This is a genomic window from Pyxidicoccus sp. M15, assembly GCF_056858435.1.
This window is the reverse complement of sequence record NZ_CM166495.1, coordinates 5,284,298-5,300,702: the sequence shown is the minus strand read 5'-3', so window position 1 is coordinate 5,300,702 and position 16,405 is coordinate 5,284,298. Positions and strand designations below refer to the sequence as shown.

Genomic DNA, 16,405 nt, shown 5'->3' with positions numbered 1-16,405 from the left:
GTGGGGCCTTCATGTGCGTCAGAAGAGGATGGAGAAGCCGGCGTAGAAGCTGATGTTGTTGAGGACGTCCGAGGACGGCTCGGCCACCAGATCCCGTCCCAGGATGATGTCCTCGCGGTAGTTCTTCTTCGTCTTCGGGTCCACGCCGTCGAACTTCTCGTAATTGCAGCTGCCGCTGAGCTGCAGGGAGGCGAAGTCCTGGTTGCCCGCGCGCGCGGCCTCCAGCGCCTCGAAGTCCGCCAGGTTGCAGCCGTCCACCTTGTCCACGCGGGCGGTGTAGATGAGGTCTCTCACCTCCATGCGCAGCGCGTAGTTCTCACCGAACTGGAGGCGGAAGCCGCCGCCCACCGAGCCGAGGAACTTGGTGCCGGTGTCACCGAAGCGGGCGGGCACCGTGAAGGTCTCCCCGTCCACCTCGTTGGCCACTTCCGGGCGGATGAGGTGGCGCGTGGCGCCCACGCCCGCACCGCCGCTGAGCACCACGCTGAACTGCGCCAGCGAGTCGTTGAGAAAGGCGAACTTGCCGTAGAGCGGCGTCACCTCCACGCCCGCCTGCGCGCCCCACACCAGGAGCAGCGACGAGGCCGCCTGCGCCTGCTCGCGGACCTTGTCGATGAGCTCGAGGTTGAAGTCGCTCTCGTTCGAGTACCAGTTGTACTGGCCCATCACCTGGAACGCGAAGTTCTCCTGCAGGTGGTAGATGTACTGGAGGGCCGAGCCGGCGTGGTTGGTGTACTTGCCGTTCACCTGCACCGTGGCCGGGAAGAACGCGAACTCGTGGTGGCCCTCGTCCGCGAAGCGCTTCTTCTGGACGATGTGCACCGACACGTTCGGGTTGTAGAGCGGCGCGCCGTGCACCAGGCGCTGCTGCTGGGCCTCGGTGGTGCGCGGGGCCTCGGCGGCCAGCACGGGCGCGTCCTCAGGCGTGGCGGGCGCGTCCGGCGGCGTGGGCTCGGCCACCACGGGCGCCTCCTCCGGGGAGGCAGGCGCGGGGGCCTCGGCGGCGGTGTCCGTCGCTGGAGCCACCTCTGGTGCCTCCGAGGACTCCTGGGGCACGACGGGCTCGGGCCGGTCCGCGGGCGCGGAGGGCGCCTCCGGCTTCGGCTGGGCCTGGACGGGCGGCGGCGGCACGGACGTCTCCGCGCCGGGCGCGGGCACGTTCGCCTGCGCGAGCGCGAGGGCCGGGGCGGCGACGAGGAGCGCGAGGGAGAAGATGGGTCGCATAGTCAGTCAGGACCTAGAAGGAGAAGGTGTAGCCAAGGTCGAACTGCACCAGGTGCGTGAAGCCAGGGCTGGACGCGGGCTCACCCGTCTCGCGTCCCGCCTCCCAGTCGTCGCGCAGCAGGTTGACGCGGTAGGCGTCGCGGAACACCCAGTCGCGCAGCTCCAGCCGCACGCCGTGCTTGTTGAGGACGAAGAAGCGGAAGCCCACCGCGGCGGACACCACCGGGGCCACGCGCGACTCCTTCACCCAGAAGTCGTTGGAGGCCGAGCCCCGGTCCTCCGGCACCGCGCGGTCGTCACAGATGCCCAGCTCCCGGTCCACCACCTGGGAGCACTGGATGACGGAGTTGCGCTGGAACGAGCCGAGGCCGCCGCCGGCCCAGACGTACGCCTGGAAGTGGGCGGGCAGGTCGGACAGCAGGCTGAGCTTGCCGTAGATGGGCGCCCACCTCACGCCGGCCACGCCGTGGAGGTTCATCTCCCAGAGGTCCTCGAGCTCGTCCGTCACCTTCTTGTCCTGGCGGTCCAGGAAGCTCTCGGAGATGGAGCGCGCCAGGCCGGTGTGGCGGCTGGCCGCGTAGCCGGCGCGCGCCTCGAGCGCGAAGGTGTCGAAGAGGTTGTAGGCGACACCGGCGTTGAAGAAGTAGTGCGCCGTCAGGTGCGTCTGCACCGGCAGGCCCACGCCGAGCGACAGCTCGAGCTGTCCTCCGGGCTCGAACAGCCGGTTGCGGACGACAACGTTGTCGAGGACCTTCTCATCATCGTCCTGTGCCGCGGCGATGGGCGCCGCCAGCGACATGGCCAACGAAGCAAAGACGCGGAGCGTGCGTGCGTTCATGGTTCCTGCCCGGCCCGTGGGGTGGGCCGCCGTGTGCGGGAGGTCGAAGCCTCCCCCATCCCGGGCGCCTGCGTCACTCGACGATCAGGCCCCTTCGTGGCGCATCCATGTGCACACGGCTTCCACGAGCGACAAGCCACGATGGCGCGGAGTCTGAATTCTTTTCACCCATGCCGACTTGGGGCGCCCACCGGTCAACGTTTCGGGGCGCCCCGGTGACTCGGCGGTGGCAGAGCGGGCAGGCAGGGCGCCTCTGGGGGCACACCTGGACCTACCCGTGACGTCGCCTTCGGGGGGGGCAGGCCCTGCCCCGCAAAGCGAACGCCCCGCCCGGATGCCCGACGAAGCGGGCCCGGAGGCGGGGCGTCAGGAGCGCCTGGACTTCAGGGCGCCCGGTGCGGCTAGCCGCGAGCGGCCTTGTGCTGCGCGCGCATGGCCACCTTGATGCTCGGCCGGACGTAGACGACGGCGTTGTTGTGGCCCGGGACGGCGCCCTTCACGAGGAGGAGGCCCTTCTCCACGTCCACGTCGACGACGGTCAGGTTCTGCGTGGTGACCTGCTCCACGCCGAAGTGGCCCGGCATCTTCTTGTTCGGGTAGGTACGGCCAGGCGTCTTACGCTGACCGATGGCGCCCGGGTGACGCTGGTACTCGTGCGTACCGTGCGTCTTCGTCTGCGAGCCCTTGAAGCTCCAGCGGCGCATGACGCCGGAGAAGCCGCGGCCCTTGGTGACGCCGGTGACGTCCACCAGCTCGCCCTTGGCGAACATGTCCGCCTTGACGGCGTCGCCCACGTTGAAGGAGGCAGCCTCCTCCGGCGTCACACGGAACTCCTTCAGGTGGCGGCGGTAGGGAGCGTTGGCCTTCTTGAAGAAGCCGCGCTCGGCGAGGTTGAGAATCTTCTCGCGGATCTCACCAAAGCCGATGGTCACCGCGGAGTACTGGTCCTTCTCCGGGGTGCGCTTGCCCACGACCTGGCAGGTGCCCACATCGATCACGGTGACCGGGACGAGGTTGCCCTCATCGTTGAACACCTGGGTCATTCCGACCTTCTTGCCAATCAGACCCTTCACGTCGTCCTCACTGCCAGCGCGCGTGGCGCGGAAAATCCCAATAAAATCAATGACCTGGACTGCTCGCGTCCCCGCGGTCGCCAGGAAGCGGCGCAATGTAGCAGACGCGCCCCCTACGTCAAGCACTACGGGCGAGGGGTTGCCTCACTGGGCGCGATCAAGCCGCGGGTAGAACGGTGCGAGCTGCGCATCGGGGATGCGCCGAGCGTACACGTCTTCGCCGAGCAGGAACAACGATTGATCCAGGTAATCCTCCGCGGCCTTCACCTGTTCCTCCTTCGCGGCGATTGCCTGGTCGAGCTCCGCCATCTGGTGGTCGTGCTCCAGCTTGCGCGCCTCCTCCTCGTCCTCCATCTCCAGCAGGCGCTTGTGCGCCAGGATGCCGGCGGAGCCGGGCTGGCCGGGCTCGGGGGTGAGGGCGTTGGACACGCGGACCTCCAGGTCCTCCACCTCGCGGCCCAGGCGCATCTGCGCGAGCCGGTTCTTCTTGAGGTTGGTGCGGGCGACGTCGACCTTGCTCGGGTCCGTGCCCGTCAGCTCCATGTCCTTGATCTTCTTCTCGAGCTTCTGGAGGCCGTCCACGGCGTAGCGCAGCTCGGCGCGGCGGGTGGACAGCGTCTTGCGCAGGTCCTTGACCTTGCCCTCGATGGCGTCCACCGCCTTCTTCCACTTCTTCACGACGACCTGGTGCCCGCTCCGCTCCTCGGCCTGCTGGGCCAGGTAGTCCTGCCAGGCGGCGTCCAGGTCGTTCATCTCCTGCTCGAGCGCGGCCAGTTCGTCCCGGCGCGCCACCACGGCCTCTTCGGCGCGGTAGACGCGGTCCATGGAGCGCGGGCAGGTGGGCTTGCCGGGCAGGCGATCACGCGCCAGGTCGCCCAGCTGGAAGATGAGGTCGTTGTAGCTCTCCTTCGCCATGGGCGGGTTTCTACGCCCAACGCGCGGGGACTGTCACCGGGAGAGCGAACCGGGAGGACATCCGGAGCCCTTTTCAGGGGCTCCCTCCTCAGCAACCGGGATCAGGAACCGGGAGACGCGTCCATGGTGGAAGACGGCCCGTGCATGACGGCGGCCAGGGCCCCTTCCGCCAGGGCGAGCAGCTCCCGGGCGCGGTCCTGCTCCTCCGTCCGGTTGAGCTCGCACACCCAGGCGGAGGACAGGTCCGCCTGCTGGCGCGCCAGCTCGGCCGTCGTCTCGTAGCGGGCGGCGGACGCGCGGGCGAAGCAGCCCTCGCGGCGCAGCTCGAGGATGGTGTCCGCGTCCAGCTCGATGTCCTCGGGCGGGACGGGCAGCGGCCCGCGGCCCAGCGCGGCCAGCCGGGCCAGCAGGCGCGAGGCGTGTGCCCGGCAGAAGGCGGCCAGCACCATCAACCGTGCCCGGACCCGCGCATCTCCAATGCGCTCCGCCAGCGCTGTCATCCGCCGGGCGGAAACGACTTCCGCCTCCCATGCGGCGGCCAGCGCAGCGGCCAGCCGGGTATGCCTCGCACCCATTGACGTCCCCCGTTCCCTACCCTCTATGCCGGCAACGTAGGGACGCCCTTCGCCGGATTCAACCGAGTGCCCGCTCGATCATCCAGTACCCACCAGCAGCGAGGATGCACACCGACACTCCGCGCACCGTCTTGAGGTACAGCGCCGGCCGCCGCTGCACCATGCGCAGCACGGGGAGCAGCACGGCCACCACCGCCGCCTGCCCCACTTCCACGCCGAGGTTGAAGCCCAACAGTGCCGGCACCACCGAGTCGCCCAGCCCGTAGTTCTTCAGCACGCTCGCGAAGCCGAAGCCATGCACCAGCCCGAAGAGGAAGGTGACGAGGGCGCGGTGGCGGTGCTCGCGCAGGACGAGGTTCTCCACCGCGACATAGATGATGGAGAGGGCGATGGCGGCCTCCACCCAGCGCTCCCGCTCTCCGTCCAGCCCCACCCAGCCCAGCACGACGGCCCCCAGGGTGAGGGAGTGCGCGACGGTGAACGAAGACACGAGCAGCAGCACCCGCTTCCACCCGCCGCCCACCAGCAGCACCGCGAGCAGGAAGGCGAGGTGGTCCACCCCGTCGAAGATGTGGCGCACGCCCTCCCCCACCCAGCCGAAGACGCCGCGGACGGACGCGCCGGCCCTGCCTCCCTCCGCGAGGCCGGGGATGTCCACGCTCGGCTGGGCGGCGTCCGCGAACACCGCGCCCGGGACTTCACCATCCAGCGAGCTGCCGAGAATCACCCGGTAGCCCACCGGCAGCACCGACAGCACGGTGTACGTCTGGCGCAGCGGCCCCTGAGGGCAGGTGAAGGTGGCGGTCAATTCCACGTACGTCTGGCGCAGCAGCGCGGCGTGGGCGGTGCGCGTGCAGGGCCGCCCGCCCGCGGTGAGCGGCAGCGCGTCCCACACACCCACCTCGAGCGCGGCGCGGCGGGCGTCCAGGTCCGCCTGGGACACGGTGCCGTCCCCGTCCGCGTCGGCGGGCAGCAGCAGGCCGAGCGTGCCCGCCGTCATCGTGAGCACCTGGCGCACCTCAGAGCCGACAGGCTCGCCCGCGAGCTCGTCCCGCGGCCCTTCAGCGGAGGAGCCCGCCGGGATGCGGCGCACCTGTGAATAGAGGATGTCGGCGTCGTGCGCGGAGGCCGCGCCCGCGACCAACAGGAGGGCCGCGAGCACCAACCGGGAGGAGGCCCTCGTCATGGCGCCGCAGCCTGCCTTCACGGCCGGCTCCAAGTCCATCACCGGCTGGCCGCCTGCTCCGGGCCTACTCCTGGATGAAGCGCAGCTGCACCTGCTGGCGGCCGCTCAGCCCCCCGTGCCGGGTGCCGCAGTAGGGGCAGTAGAGGGGCTGGTCCCAGTCCCACAGCACCTTGAGGTCCTCCCCGCAGCACAGCATGGGCAGCGTGCGCAGCAGCTCGTCCGCCTCCGGGTCCATGGGCCCGGGCAGCGCCTCGGGCGTCACCGCGACGAAGGTGGGCCGGGGGTTGAGCGACAGCGTGCGATTCACGTGGGCCAGCTGCTCGTAGCGCACGTGGTTGGCCCACGCGCGCGCCACCCCCTCCAGGTGCGTCTGCTGCGCGGGCGTAAGGAAGGAATCCGCCTCCGCGCGCGTGCCGCAGTAGGGGCAGCGCCACAGCGGCAGCCCGTCCTCTCCCTCGTGCGCGTTCTCGAAGGAGAAGAAGGCCTGCAGCTTGTGCAGCACCGCGCGCGCGTCGAAGGGGCCCGGCCGCATCTTGAAGGGCCGCTGGCAGCCCGGGCACTCGCGCCGCGTGAAGCCGGCGGTGTCCCGGGGCAGCTCCAGGCCCGTGACTTCCGGCCCGGCGCCGCTCATGAATCCGCCGTCCATCTCGCGCGCGGCGTCCGCCGGCCGGTGGACACCACCGCCAGCAGGAAGGCCACGAAGGAGAACAACAACAGCAGGTGGACCCAGTAGCCCTCGGTGGAGCCCGCCGTCATCCCGAGCCCCCACAGCACCAGCAGGATCATTCCCATCGTCCAGTACACGCCACACCTCCCACGCCCACACCCTGGCGCCGGCAAAGCTAGGAACGGGTACCGGACCGGGCAACCCAGTCCTTTTCACAGCCTCACGTTGGGTAAAGCACTACCCCATCCGGGCATTTTTTCCGGTGTCCGGGGCGATCCTCCAGCCCTTGCGTGGAGATCTCATAAGGAGGGACGCAGTGTGAAGGGCGCATGGCACGCCGCCTGCTTTGCCGCCGTCGCATCGGAAGTCTGTTGGAGTTGCAGGTTCAGCGGGCGCGCGCGGCATGGGCGCCGGGGAGGGCGGGATGAGGGGCTGGACGGTGGCGATGGCGGCAGCGGCGTGGCTGGTGGGGACCGAGGCGTTCGCGTTTCCGGTGCAGGTGCCGGAAGGGCCTCAGGGCGAGGCGCCGGAAGTGGTGGAGCTGCGCGCACAGCTGTCGGCGCGTGACGCCGAGCTGAAGGCGGCGCTGGCGAAGCTCCAGGCGTACGAGGACGAGGCGGACTACGCCGAGGCCGACCGGCTGGGCGTGGTGGAGATGGTGAAGGCCTCCGGCCTGCCGGAGCGGCAGCAGCGGCGGCTGGCGGTGGCCATCGTCCGCGAGGCCCGGGCCAACAACGTGGACCCGCTGCTGGTGGTGGCGGTCATCCGCTGCGAGAGCAGCTTCAACAACTACGCCGTCTCGGGCGTGGGGGCCATGGGCCTGATGCAGGTGATGCCGGACACCGGCAAGTACCTGGCGGAGAAGGGCGGCTACAAGCTGGGCCGCTCCAGCAACCTCTTCGACGCGGAGACGAACGTGCGGCTGGGCACGTCCTACCTCGCGGACCTCATCTCCCGCTTCGGCACCGTGGAGAAGGCGCTGGTCGCCTACAACGCGGGCCCCGGGCTGGCCAGGCGCATCCTCGCGAAGCCGGAGGTCCGCAAGAAGTTCATGGCCGGCTACCCGACCAAGGTCGTGAAGGAGTTCCGGAAGCTGAAGGCCCAGCAGGAGCGCCAGCTCACCCTCCGCGACCAGCAGACAACGGTTGACCGCAAGGGATGACCGGCAGGCAACAGGCTGGACGCCCGTTGCATGACAATCCGGTGAAAGTTTCCAGGGGGGGGCTGACCTTCCCGGCCGCCCGGGTGCAGTGTGTGCGCCCGGTTGAGAGCACTCCACGGGTTGTCTCACTCGTGGAAGTTCCGGCTCCTGGATGGGTCCGGAAATCGCCCTCGACCGCCGTGCCCATCTCAACGGCACATCGTGCACACAGCATCTACTTGGGAGCGCACAGCGATGGCGGGGCTACAGATTCACAGTGAGGAGATTGCAGGTCGGGTCACCCTTCGCCTGGAGGGCATCCTGGACGGCAGGACCGCGCACGAGGTGCGCACCTCCCTGAGCTCGCTCAGCGGCCGTGAGGTCGTCCTGGACTTCACGCACCTGCGCGAGTTCAAGGACAGCGCGGTGGGCGTGCTGACCCGCGACCTGATGGAGCGGCCGGTGCAGCTGCGCGGCCTGGCCACCCACCACGAGCGGATGTTCCGCTACTTCGGCGTGGGGACGGGTGAGTCCCAGCGCCGCGCGTACTACACGCCGGAGGACATCCTCTCGGCGTGAGCAGTCCCCCACCCGGTGAGCAGGCAGGCGTCCCGCGAGGGGCGCGCCGCGAACCGGGTGTGCCGGCCCGCGAGGGAGTCGGCTAGAGTGGCCGGAGATGAACCAGCCTGCCCGTGTCCTGTCCCCCGTCCCTTCTCCTGCCTCCGCGCGCTCGGCGATGGAACGGATCGCCACCCAGCTGGGGCGCGCGGTCCAGGGCAAGGAGGCCCAGGCCCAGCTCGTCGTGACGTCCCTGGTGGCCGGGGGGCACATCCTCCTGGAGGACGTACCGGGTGTGGGCAAGACGACACTCGCCGAGGCCCTGGCCCGGGCGTGTGGCCTGAGCTTCGCCCGCGTCCAGTTCACCGCGGACCTGATGCCGGCCGACATCCTCGGCGCCCAGGTCTTCCACGCGCAGTCGGCCACCTTCCAGTTCCGTCCCGGTCCCCTCTTCCGTCAGCTGGTGCTGGCGGATGAGCTGAACCGCGCGCCCCCGCGCACGCAGTCCGCGCTGCTGGAGGCCATGGCCCAGGGACAGGTGTCGCTGGACGGCGCCACGTACCCGCTGCCCGCGCCCTTCACCGTGGTGGCCACGCAGAACCCGGTGGACTTCTCCGGCACGTACCCGCTGCCGGACTCGCAGCTGGACCGCTTCATGGTGCGCATGTCGCTGGGCCACCCCGCCCCCGAGGTGGAGTCCCGGCTGCTGGCCACCCGCACCGGCGCGCCGGCCCTGGACGCGGTGGAGGTGGTATCCGGCCCCGACGAGGTCGCGTCCCTGCGCGCGCTGGCCGCGGAGCTGAAGCTGGACGGCGCGGTGGCGGACTACGTGGTGCGGCTGGCGACGGCCACGCGCCAGCACGGGGACATCGAGCGGGGCGCGTCCACGCGCGCGGTGCTGGCCCTGGGCGCGGCGGCGCGGGCGCAGGCCCTGTGGGAGTCCCGGGACTTCGTGACGCCGGGAGACGTGCGGGCGCTGCTGGTGCCCTGCTGGGCGCACCGCGTGCTCTTGCGCAGCGCCGTGCAGGGCGTGACGGCGCGAGACGAGGCGGCGCACCTCCTGGAGGAGCTCTCCCGGAAGGTCCCGGCGCCCCGGTGAAGCCGCGCCGGCGCAAGCAGTGGTGGGCCCGGCTCCGCTCCTGGCTCCGGCCGCCGCGCACCCTGAAGGTGACGCGCATCGGCCGGACGTACCTGGTGGTGACGTTCGGCGTGGGCCTGGGCGCGCTCAACACCGGCAACAACCTCCTCTACCTGCTGCTGGGCCTGCTCTTGAGCATGGTGGTGGTGTCCGGCGTGCTGTCCGAGCGCTGCCTGAGGGACGTGTCCGTGCGGCGCGTGGGCGCCGACGCGGCCTTCGCGGCGGAGCCCTTCGCCTTCCGCTGGGCGATTGCGAAGAAGCGCGGCCACGGCTTCGCCCTCACGCTGGGCGAGGCGGACTCGCCGCTGACGGGCGAGGGCGGCGTGGGCTACCTCCCCGCGGGCGTGGACCACGTGGTGCGGGCCAACCTCACCGCGCCCCACCGCGGCCCGGTGCTGCTGACGGGCGTGCGCGTCACCACGACGTGGCCGCTGGGCCTGTTCGCCAAGTCGCGCGTGTTCTCCCTGGAGGGCACGCTGCTCGTCTACCCGCGGCGCGGCTACGCCTGCCAGGACCCGGGCGAAGCGGAGCGCGGGCCGGTGGGTGACGCGGGCAACCCGCGCCGCAACGACGGCACCGGCGACGTGACGGGCCTGCGCGAGCTGATGCAGGGCGAGGACGCGCGCCGCATCCACTGGCTCAAGAGCGCGTCGGCGGGGAAGCTGCTGCGGGTGGAGCGCGAGCGCGAGGAGCGGCGCACCTGGGTGCTGGTGGTGGACGCCGGGCTCGAGGACGACGCGCTGGAGCGCCGCTGCGAGGAGGTGGCCGCGCTGGCCCACCGGCTCATCGAGGAGGGCCACGAGGTGGGGCTGGAGACGGCGGACGGCCGCGTGCGCCCCGCCGCGGGCAGCGCGCAGGAGCGGCGCGTGCTCCGGGCCCTGGCGTGGCTGGGCCACGAGGGCCCGCACGAGGACGAGGAGGCGGCGGCATGAGGCAGGGCCTGCGACTGGGGCTGAGAGACCTGGGCGCCGGGGCCGCCTTCGCCTCCATGGGCGTGTCCGGGCAGCTGCCGGTGTGGACACTCGTGCTCTATGGGCTCGCGCTGGTGTGCGCGCTCATGGGGCGGCGCCTGTTCGGCCGGCGGGAGAAGCTGACCGCGCTGCTGCTGCTCGCGGTGGCGGTGGTGCTGGGCATGAATGTCCTGGCCGGCTCGCTCAACCTGGTGGTGGCGGCGTGCGCCTTCGCGGGCCTCATCTCCGCGCACCGCCTGCTGTCCAAGCCAGACCCGGCCACCGACGGGCAGGTCCACCTGTCCGGGCTGTTGATGGTGGCGGGCGGCGCGGCGCTGTCCGGCGAGCTCGTGTACGGCCTGTGCCTGGTGGCCTTCGGCGTGCTGTCCAGCATGTCGCTGGCGCTGGGCGTGGTGGAGGCCGCGGTGCCGGAGGGCGAGCCGGTGCCGGTGCGCCAGGTGATGCGCCCGCTGGCGACGGGGCTGACCTTCGCGGTGGCCGGCGCGGTGGCCTTCTTCGTCCTCTTCCCGCGCCTCAACTGGAACATGATGGGCCCGCGCGCTTCGCCGGGCCTGGGCGCGGCCACCACGGGCTTCTCCAACACCGTGCGGCTGGGCGGCGCCGGCACCATCAAGGGCAACCCCCGCATCGTCCTGCGCGCCACCCTGGCCCCGGATCCGGACAAGGAGAACCTGGACGCGTACTGGGTGGGCCGCACCTACGACGTCTTCGACGGGCAGGAATGGACGAGCATGGGCGGCGCCCGGAACAACGGCGACTGGATGGTGACGCTGCGGCCGGGCAGCGAGGGCCTCATCCACCAGCGCGTGGAGCTGCTCCCCGCGTACGGGGCCCGCACGCTGGTGGCCCTGGAGACGCCCTCGAAGCTGGGCAACGCGGCGTCCCACACGCAGACGGGCAGCCGGCGCGCCCGCATCCAGGAACTGGGCGGCGGCGAGGTGCGCCTGCTCGACCCCGGCATCGCCTTCAGCTACGAGGCCTACAGCCTTCCTCCCGGCGGCAGCGGTGACAGCTTCCAGAAGCTCCCCGCCGACGAGCAGGACGCGCTGCTGACCCTGCCGGAGAACATCGACCCGCGCGTCGCGCAGACGGCCGCGCGGGTGCTCAATGGAGAGCGCGAGCCGCTGGCCGCCGCGCAGAAGCTGGCAGCGTGGCTGCAGCGGGAGAACTCGTACACACTGGAGCTGAGCGGGGATGTGGAGGATCCGCTCGCGGACTTCCTCTTCGAGCGCAAGGCGGGGCACTGCGAGCACTTCGCCACCGCCCTCACGTTGATGCTGCGCACGCAGGGCATCCGCGCGCGGCTGGCCACGGGCTTCTTCGGCGGCGAGCGGGTGAATGACGTCTACGTCGTCCGCGCCGGTGACGCGCACGCCTGGTCGCACGTGCTGGTGCCGGGGCGCGGCTTCGTCACCGTGGACGCGACGCCGCCGGCCCACCGCGCCAGCCAGGCCTCCGCCTTCCTCCAGGACATGCTCAGCTTCTACGAGTCGCTGGAGGAGCGCTGGCGCAGCGCCGTGGTCGACTACTCCTTCAGGGACCAGCTGGACTTCGCACGCGCGCTCGTCCGCCCGCCCCGCGGCTCCGACGAGGACACGACGCCGAGCCGGCTGCCGCCACTTCGGGCCTGGGCCACCGCGCTCGTGGCCGGCGCCATCGCGTATGGCGTCTGGCGCAGGCTGGCTCGCTTCCTCGAGCGTGAGCGCCCGCATGACGCCACGCGCTTCGTGGACGCGGTGGAGGCCCAGCTCACCTCCGCCCGGCTGGAGCGCCACGAGGGCGAGACGCTGGAGGAGCTGGACGCGCGGCTCGCCCGCGAGCAGCACCCGCTCTCCCCTGCCCTGAGCCCCATCACCCGCCGCTACCTGGAGGCCCGCTTCGGTGGCCGCCCGCTGCGCCAGGGTGAGTCGGTGGAGCTCCTCGGCACGCTCAAGCGCGCCATCGCCGCCGACGCCCGCCGCGCCGCCGCGGAAGTGCGCACGCCCCGCGCCCGCGCTTCCTGAGCCCGGCGCGGCGCCCGCGCTCCCGACTCCCGAGCTCGGCGCAATCGCTCGCGCCTCTCAAGCCCGGCGCATCGCCCGCGATTCCCAAGCCCGGCGCGTCGCCCGCGCCTCCCGAGCCCGACCTTGCGAGCGTGGAGGTTCCTGCCCTCCCGCCCGCTCTCCGGTCGTTCCAGCGCGCTCATGGAAACGCACCTGTCATTACCGGAGCGAAGCGTTACGCCTTTTGCGTCGCCCGGGCAGACAGGTCCGGACCGAACGTAGGAGGCCGCTTGCTCATCTTTCTGAACTTCCTACCGCTCCGTTTCCGAGGTCGCCCTCCAGGCGCGATGTAACCGTTACAGGTTTCCCGCCTTGTACACGCGGCCAAGCATCGCCAACCCCCCGCAGACACTGGGGAAGACGCACAGCAGCAAGTTGGCACCGCCGTTGCTCAAGGCAGCCTTCGTCAAGTTGTCAGGCGGTCCGAACACATTTTTCTCGGCCTCCCAAGCGAGAGGCCCCCGTCGGGAGACACCACTCATGCAGGCTTCCACCGAGCAGTCGTCCAACTCCGGTTCTCTGGCGATGTACCTCTCGGAGATCAACCACTACTCCCTCCTCACCGTGGAGGAAGAGCAGGAGCTGGCGCGGCGCTTCATCAAGGGGGACCTGGCCGCCGGCCACCGCCTGGTGACGTCCAACCTGCGCTTCGTCGTGAAGGTCGCCTACGAGTACCGCTCCTACGGCATCAAGATGTCGGACCTCATCCAGGAGGGGAACATCGGCCTGATGAAGGCCGTGCAGAAGTTCGACCCGGACAAGGGCATCCGCCTCATCTCCTACGCGGTGTGGTGGATTCGCGCGTACATCCAGAACTACATCCTGAAGAGCTGGAGCCTGGTGAAGCTCGGCACCACGCAGGCGCAGCGCAAGCTGTTCTTCAGTCTGGCCCGCACGCGCCGCGAGCTGGAGAAGTTCGGCAGCGGCGACGCCATCGTGAACGTGGATGACATCGCCCGCCGCCTGCACGTGAAGCCCGGCGAGGTGCGCGAGATGGAGCAGCGCATGGGCGGCCGTGACTTGTCCCTCGACGCGCCCATGGGCGAGGACGGCGGCAACAGCCACGTGGACTTCGTGGTGAGCGCCGCCGCGCCGCAGGACGACGAGTTCGCGGACAAGGAGGAGGCGGGCCTCATCAACGCCCGCGTCCGCACCGCGCTGATGCGGCTGGACCCGCGCGAGCGCTTCATCATCGAGCAGCGCGTCATGAACGAGCGGCCGATGACGCTCAAGGAGCTGGGCGAGCACTTCGGCTTCTCCCGCGAGCGCGCCCGCCAGCTGGAGATTCGCGCCAAGGACAAGCTGAAGTCCGAGCTGGCCGCCCTCATGGCCGAGGTCGACCCCGAGGCCGCCGCCATGCAGCAGTAGCCCGCGCCTGACGCGGCAGGTCGGCCGTCTTCCAGCGCCTCCGCCCCACCCGGGCGGAGGCGCTTGTCGTTTGAGCGCTCCGTGTGACGAGGGCCTGGCTCCCTGCTAGAAGGGGCGGCGATTTCCCCTCGTGAAGGAGCCTCACGCTTGGCCCACGGTAACCCGCCGGTCGCCGAAGACCGCGTCCCTGTCGCAGAGGTGCACGCGCCCCACGCCCATACGCCCTACATCTCTCCCGACAAGTCGCCCCTGGAGATGACCCTCCGAGGCCTGGTCCTCGGCTCGGTGCTGGGCATCGTGTTCGCCGCCTCGTCCGTGTACCTGGCCATCAAGGTCGGCCTCACGGTGTCCGCCTCCATCCCGGTGGCGGTGCTCTCCATCGCCATCTTCCGGGCCCTGGGCAACTCCAGCATCCTGGAGAACACCATCGTCCAGACGGCGGGCTCCGCCGGCGAGTCGCTCGCCTTCGGCGTGGCGGCGGCGCTCCCCGCCCTCCTGCTGCTGGGCTACGACATCAGCCTCACCCACGCCTTCCTCACCGCGGCGCTGGGCGGCGTGCTCGGCGTGCTGATGATGATTCCGCTGCGCCAGGGCCTCATCGTGCAGGAGCACGGCAGGCTGCCCTACCCCGAAGGGACGGCCAGCGCGGACGTGCTGATAGTGGGCGAGCAGGGCGGCACCAACGCGCGCACGGTCATCATCGGCTTCGTGGTGGGCGGCATCTACAAGTTCGCGTACTCGGGCATGAAGCTGTTCCGCGAGGTGCTGAGCACGCCCCTCAAGGGCCTGAAGAGCGCGACGCTGTCCACCGAGGTGAGCCCGGAGTTGCTGGGCGTGGGCTACATCATCGGTCCGCGCGTGGCGGCGATTACGTTCGCCGGTGGCGTGCTGAGCTACCTCATCCTCATCCCCGCCATCTCCTTCTTCGGAAGCGGGTTGGACGAGCCGCTGCTGGTGCACAACGGGCAGCTCATCCGGGACATGTCTCCGGACCAGATTCGCAACGCGTACGTGCTCTACATCGGCGCGGGCGCGGTGGCCACGGGCGGCCTCATCAGCCTCATCCGCTCCATGCCCACCATCATCGGCGCCTTCCAGCGCAGCGTCGCCACGCTGCGCGCCTCGCGCAACCAGGGCTCCGCGCCGGTGCTGCTGCGCACCGAGCAGGACCTGCCCATCACCGTGGTGCTGGTGGGCAGCCTGCTGCTCGTCCTCGCCATCTGGCTGGCGCCGCCGCTGCAGGTGAACTTCATCTCCGCCATCCTCATCGTCATCTTCGGCTTCTTCTTCGTGACGGTGAGCGCGCGAATCACGGGGGAGATTGGCAGCTCGTCCAACCCCATCTCCGGCATGGTGGTGGCCACGCTGCTCGTCACCTGCCTCGTGTACCTGCTCTTGGGGTGGACGTCCTCCGAGGACCGCTTCATGGCCCTCACCACGGCGGCCATCGTCGGAATTGCCGCCTCCAACGGCGGCACCACCGCGCAAGACTTGAAGACGGCCTTCCTGGTGGGCGGCACGCCCCGCAAGCAGCAGGTGGCGCTCTTCGTCGGCGTGCTGACGAGCGCGATGTTCATCGGCCTGGTGCTGGTGACGCTCAACCGCGGCGCCACCGTCACCATCCCCGAGCCGCACCCGGGCGTGCAGGTGACGGACCTGACGGAGGAGTCGCGCGTGCAGCACGCCTTCCCCTGGACGCCGTCCCCCGAGGCGCTGGCCTCGCGCGGCGCGGACGAGGCGGCGCTGCGCAAGGCCCTCTGGGCCCAGGGCTACGAGCTGAACACGCAGGGCGGCAGGACGGAGCTGCGCAGCTGGCGCGAGGTGTCCGCGCAGGACGTGGGCGCGGTGACGCTCAGCCTCGCCAATGACGCGCAGGTGAAGGTGTCGGACCTGGGGGCCGTGGGCCAGGCCGTGCAGCGCACGTACAAGGAAGGCCACGTGCGCGGCGCGGACACGCCGGTGCCCGCGGGCAAGTACCTCGTCGACGAGTCGGGCACCATCCAGTACGTGGTGGACCCGGGCATCGGCGGCCGCATCAGCACGTACGAGGGCCAGCAGCTCACGCGCTACTCCGCGCCCAAGGCGCAGCTGTTCGCGCTCATCATCGACGGCATCCTCACGCAGCGGCTGCCGTGGGACCTGGTGCTGCTGGGCGTGTTCATCGCGCTGATGCTGGAGCTGTGCGGCGTGTCCGCCCTGCCCTTCGCCGTCGGCGTGTACCTGCCCATCAGCAGCAGCGCACCGCTCTTCGTGGGCGGCATGGTGCGCTACGTGGTGGACCGCGTGCGCGGCGGCAGCGCGGCCGAGTCCGAGTTCTCCCCCGGCACCCTGCTGTCCTCCGGCTACATCGCCGGTGGCTCCATCGCCGGCGTGCTCATCGCCATCCTGGAGATTGCCTCCGACGGCGCCCTGACGCGCGCCATCAACCTGCCGGCCGTGCTGGGCCACCAGGGCGGCCTGGGCGGCTTCCTCAACGCGGTGGGCGAGAGCGAGCTGGCGCACCCCGTCTGGTCCAACGTCTGGGGCCTGGTCTTCTTCGCCGGCCTCACCCTCTTCCTGCTGCGCTCCGCCCTCAAGGGGGAGAGCGCCGCGGTGGCCCCGCCGCCGCCGAAGAAGGCCTGACGTTGATTCAGGCAGCGGTGCCCGCCTGAGGCACCGCGCATGAGACGAATCGAGGCGGCGTGGGAGCAATCCCCGCCGCCTCGTTCA

At 70.7% G+C, this 16,405-nt stretch carries 15 protein-coding genes; 7 read left to right on the top strand and 8 right to left on the bottom strand.

What is annotated here, in order from left to right:
* Window positions 1–18: 18 nt before the first annotated feature.
* From ACX9TP_RS20120 to ACX9TP_RS20085, 8 genes are all read right to left on the bottom strand, one after another.
* The gene (locus ACX9TP_RS20120; protein WP_482981330.1) at window positions 19–1,224 is read right to left on the bottom strand and encodes an outer membrane beta-barrel domain-containing protein; all 1,206 of its coding nucleotides are present in this window, start codon (window positions 1,222–1,224) and stop codon (window positions 19–21) included.
* A 13-nt stretch (window positions 1,225–1,237) separates the two neighbouring features.
* Window positions 1,238–2,062 (bottom strand): outer membrane beta-barrel domain-containing protein, encoded by an 825-nt coding sequence (locus ACX9TP_RS20115; protein WP_482981329.1) that lies wholly within the window; start codon window positions 2,060–2,062, stop codon window positions 1,238–1,240.
* A 401-nt stretch (window positions 2,063–2,463) separates the two neighbouring features.
* The gene (rplC, locus tag ACX9TP_RS20110) at window positions 2,464–3,135 is read right to left on the bottom strand and encodes a 50S ribosomal protein L3 (protein ID WP_482981328.1); all 672 of its coding nucleotides are present in this window, start codon (window positions 3,133–3,135) and stop codon (window positions 2,464–2,466) included.
* A gap of 144 nt (window positions 3,136–3,279) precedes the next feature.
* Complete coding sequence (locus ACX9TP_RS20105; RefSeq protein ID WP_482981327.1) at window positions 3,280–4,050, bottom strand: hypothetical protein; 771 nt, start codon at window positions 4,048–4,050, stop codon at window positions 3,280–3,282.
* A 101-nt stretch (window positions 4,051–4,151) separates the two neighbouring features.
* Complete coding sequence (locus ACX9TP_RS20100; RefSeq protein WP_482981326.1) at window positions 4,152–4,625, bottom strand: hypothetical protein; 474 nt, start codon at window positions 4,623–4,625, stop codon at window positions 4,152–4,154.
* 58 nt (window positions 4,626–4,683) lie between these two features.
* The gene (locus ACX9TP_RS20095) at window positions 4,684–5,811 is read right to left on the bottom strand and encodes a HupE/UreJ family protein (RefSeq protein WP_482981325.1); all 1,128 of its coding nucleotides are present in this window, start codon (window positions 5,809–5,811) and stop codon (window positions 4,684–4,686) included.
* A 64-nt stretch (window positions 5,812–5,875) separates the two neighbouring features.
* Window positions 5,876–6,442: a hypothetical protein gene (locus ACX9TP_RS20090; protein ID WP_482981324.1), complete on the bottom strand. Its 567-nt coding sequence runs from the start codon at window positions 6,440–6,442 to the stop codon at window positions 5,876–5,878.
* Window positions 6,439–6,603 carry a lmo0937 family membrane protein gene (locus tag ACX9TP_RS20085; protein WP_482981323.1) on the bottom strand — a complete coding sequence of 55 codons (165 nt, stop codon included), beginning with the start codon at window positions 6,601–6,603 and terminating at the stop codon, window positions 6,439–6,441. The genes ACX9TP_RS20090 and ACX9TP_RS20085 overlap by 4 nt, the downstream gene beginning before the upstream one ends.
* 299 nt (window positions 6,604–6,902) lie before the next feature.
* Between ACX9TP_RS20085 and ACX9TP_RS20080 the strand changes: the two genes are divergently transcribed.
* The 7 genes from ACX9TP_RS20080 to ACX9TP_RS20050 all read left to right on the top strand — a co-directional run bounded on the left by ACX9TP_RS20080 (window position 6,903) and on the right by ACX9TP_RS20050 (window position 16,318).
* Complete coding sequence (locus ACX9TP_RS20080) at window positions 6,903–7,640, top strand: lytic transglycosylase domain-containing protein (RefSeq protein ID WP_482981322.1); 738 nt, start codon at window positions 6,903–6,905, stop codon at window positions 7,638–7,640.
* Window positions 7,641–7,874: 234 nt separating this feature from the next.
* Window positions 7,875–8,198, top strand: coding sequence for an STAS domain-containing protein (locus ACX9TP_RS20075; protein ID WP_482981321.1), 324 nt, complete (start codon window positions 7,875–7,877; stop codon window positions 8,196–8,198).
* Window positions 8,199–8,295: 97 nt separating this feature from the next.
* Window positions 8,296–9,276: an AAA family ATPase gene (locus ACX9TP_RS20070; protein WP_482981320.1), complete on the top strand. Its 981-nt coding sequence runs from the start codon at window positions 8,296–8,298 to the stop codon at window positions 9,274–9,276.
* Window positions 9,273–10,247 carry a DUF58 domain-containing protein gene (locus ACX9TP_RS20065; protein ID WP_482981319.1) on the top strand — a complete coding sequence of 325 codons (975 nt, stop codon included), beginning with the start codon at window positions 9,273–9,275 and terminating at the stop codon, window positions 10,245–10,247. Before ACX9TP_RS20070 ends, ACX9TP_RS20065 begins: the two co-directional genes overlap by 4 nt.
* Window positions 10,244–12,289, top strand: coding sequence for a transglutaminase TgpA family protein (locus tag ACX9TP_RS20060; RefSeq protein ID WP_482981318.1), 2,046 nt, complete (start codon window positions 10,244–10,246; stop codon window positions 12,287–12,289). The genes ACX9TP_RS20065 and ACX9TP_RS20060 overlap by 4 nt, the downstream gene beginning before the upstream one ends.
* Window positions 12,290–12,808: 519 nt before the next feature.
* Complete coding sequence (locus ACX9TP_RS20055; protein WP_267854168.1) at window positions 12,809–13,696, top strand: RNA polymerase factor sigma-32; 888 nt, start codon at window positions 12,809–12,811, stop codon at window positions 13,694–13,696.
* 147 nt (window positions 13,697–13,843) lie between these two features.
* Window positions 13,844–16,318 (top strand): OPT family oligopeptide transporter, encoded by a 2,475-nt coding sequence (locus ACX9TP_RS20050; RefSeq protein ID WP_482981317.1) that lies wholly within the window; start codon window positions 13,844–13,846, stop codon window positions 16,316–16,318.
* The last annotated feature ends 87 nt before the right edge of the window (window positions 16,319–16,405 follow it).

What these genes read in the sequence shown, in the direction of transcription:
- ACX9TP_RS20120 (WP_482981330.1), bottom strand. Translation starts at nt 1,224, where the DNA reads ATGCGACCCATCTTCTCCCTCGCGCTCCTCGTCGCCGCCCCGGCCCTC.
- ACX9TP_RS20115 (WP_482981329.1), bottom strand. Translation starts at nt 2,062, where the DNA reads ATGAACGCACGCACGCTCCGCGTCTTTGCTTCGTTGGCCATGTCGCTG.
- ACX9TP_RS20105 (WP_482981327.1), bottom strand. Translation starts at nt 4,050, where the DNA reads ATGGCGAAGGAGAGCTACAACGACCTCATCTTCCAGCTGGGCGACCTG.
- ACX9TP_RS20100 (WP_482981326.1), bottom strand. Translation starts at nt 4,625, where the DNA reads ATGGGTGCGAGGCATACCCGGCTGGCCGCTGCGCTGGCCGCCGCATGG.
- ACX9TP_RS20095 (WP_482981325.1), bottom strand. Translation starts at nt 5,811, where the DNA reads ATGACGAGGGCCTCCTCCCGGTTGGTGCTCGCGGCCCTCCTGTTGGTC.
- ACX9TP_RS20090 (WP_482981324.1), bottom strand. Translation starts at nt 6,442, where the DNA reads ATGAGCGGCGCCGGGCCGGAAGTCACGGGCCTGGAGCTGCCCCGGGAC.
- ACX9TP_RS20085 (WP_482981323.1), bottom strand. Translation starts at nt 6,603, where the DNA reads ATGGGAATGATCCTGCTGGTGCTGTGGGGGCTCGGGATGACGGCGGGC.
- ACX9TP_RS20080 (WP_482981322.1), top strand. Translation starts at nt 6,903, where the DNA reads ATGAGGGGCTGGACGGTGGCGATGGCGGCAGCGGCGTGGCTGGTGGGG.
- ACX9TP_RS20075 (WP_482981321.1), top strand. Translation starts at nt 7,875, where the DNA reads ATGGCGGGGCTACAGATTCACAGTGAGGAGATTGCAGGTCGGGTCACC.
- ACX9TP_RS20070 (WP_482981320.1), top strand. Translation starts at nt 8,296, where the DNA reads ATGAACCAGCCTGCCCGTGTCCTGTCCCCCGTCCCTTCTCCTGCCTCC.
- ACX9TP_RS20060 (WP_482981318.1), top strand. Translation starts at nt 10,244, where the DNA reads ATGAGGCAGGGCCTGCGACTGGGGCTGAGAGACCTGGGCGCCGGGGCC.
- ACX9TP_RS20055 (WP_267854168.1), top strand. Translation starts at nt 12,809, where the DNA reads ATGCAGGCTTCCACCGAGCAGTCGTCCAACTCCGGTTCTCTGGCGATG.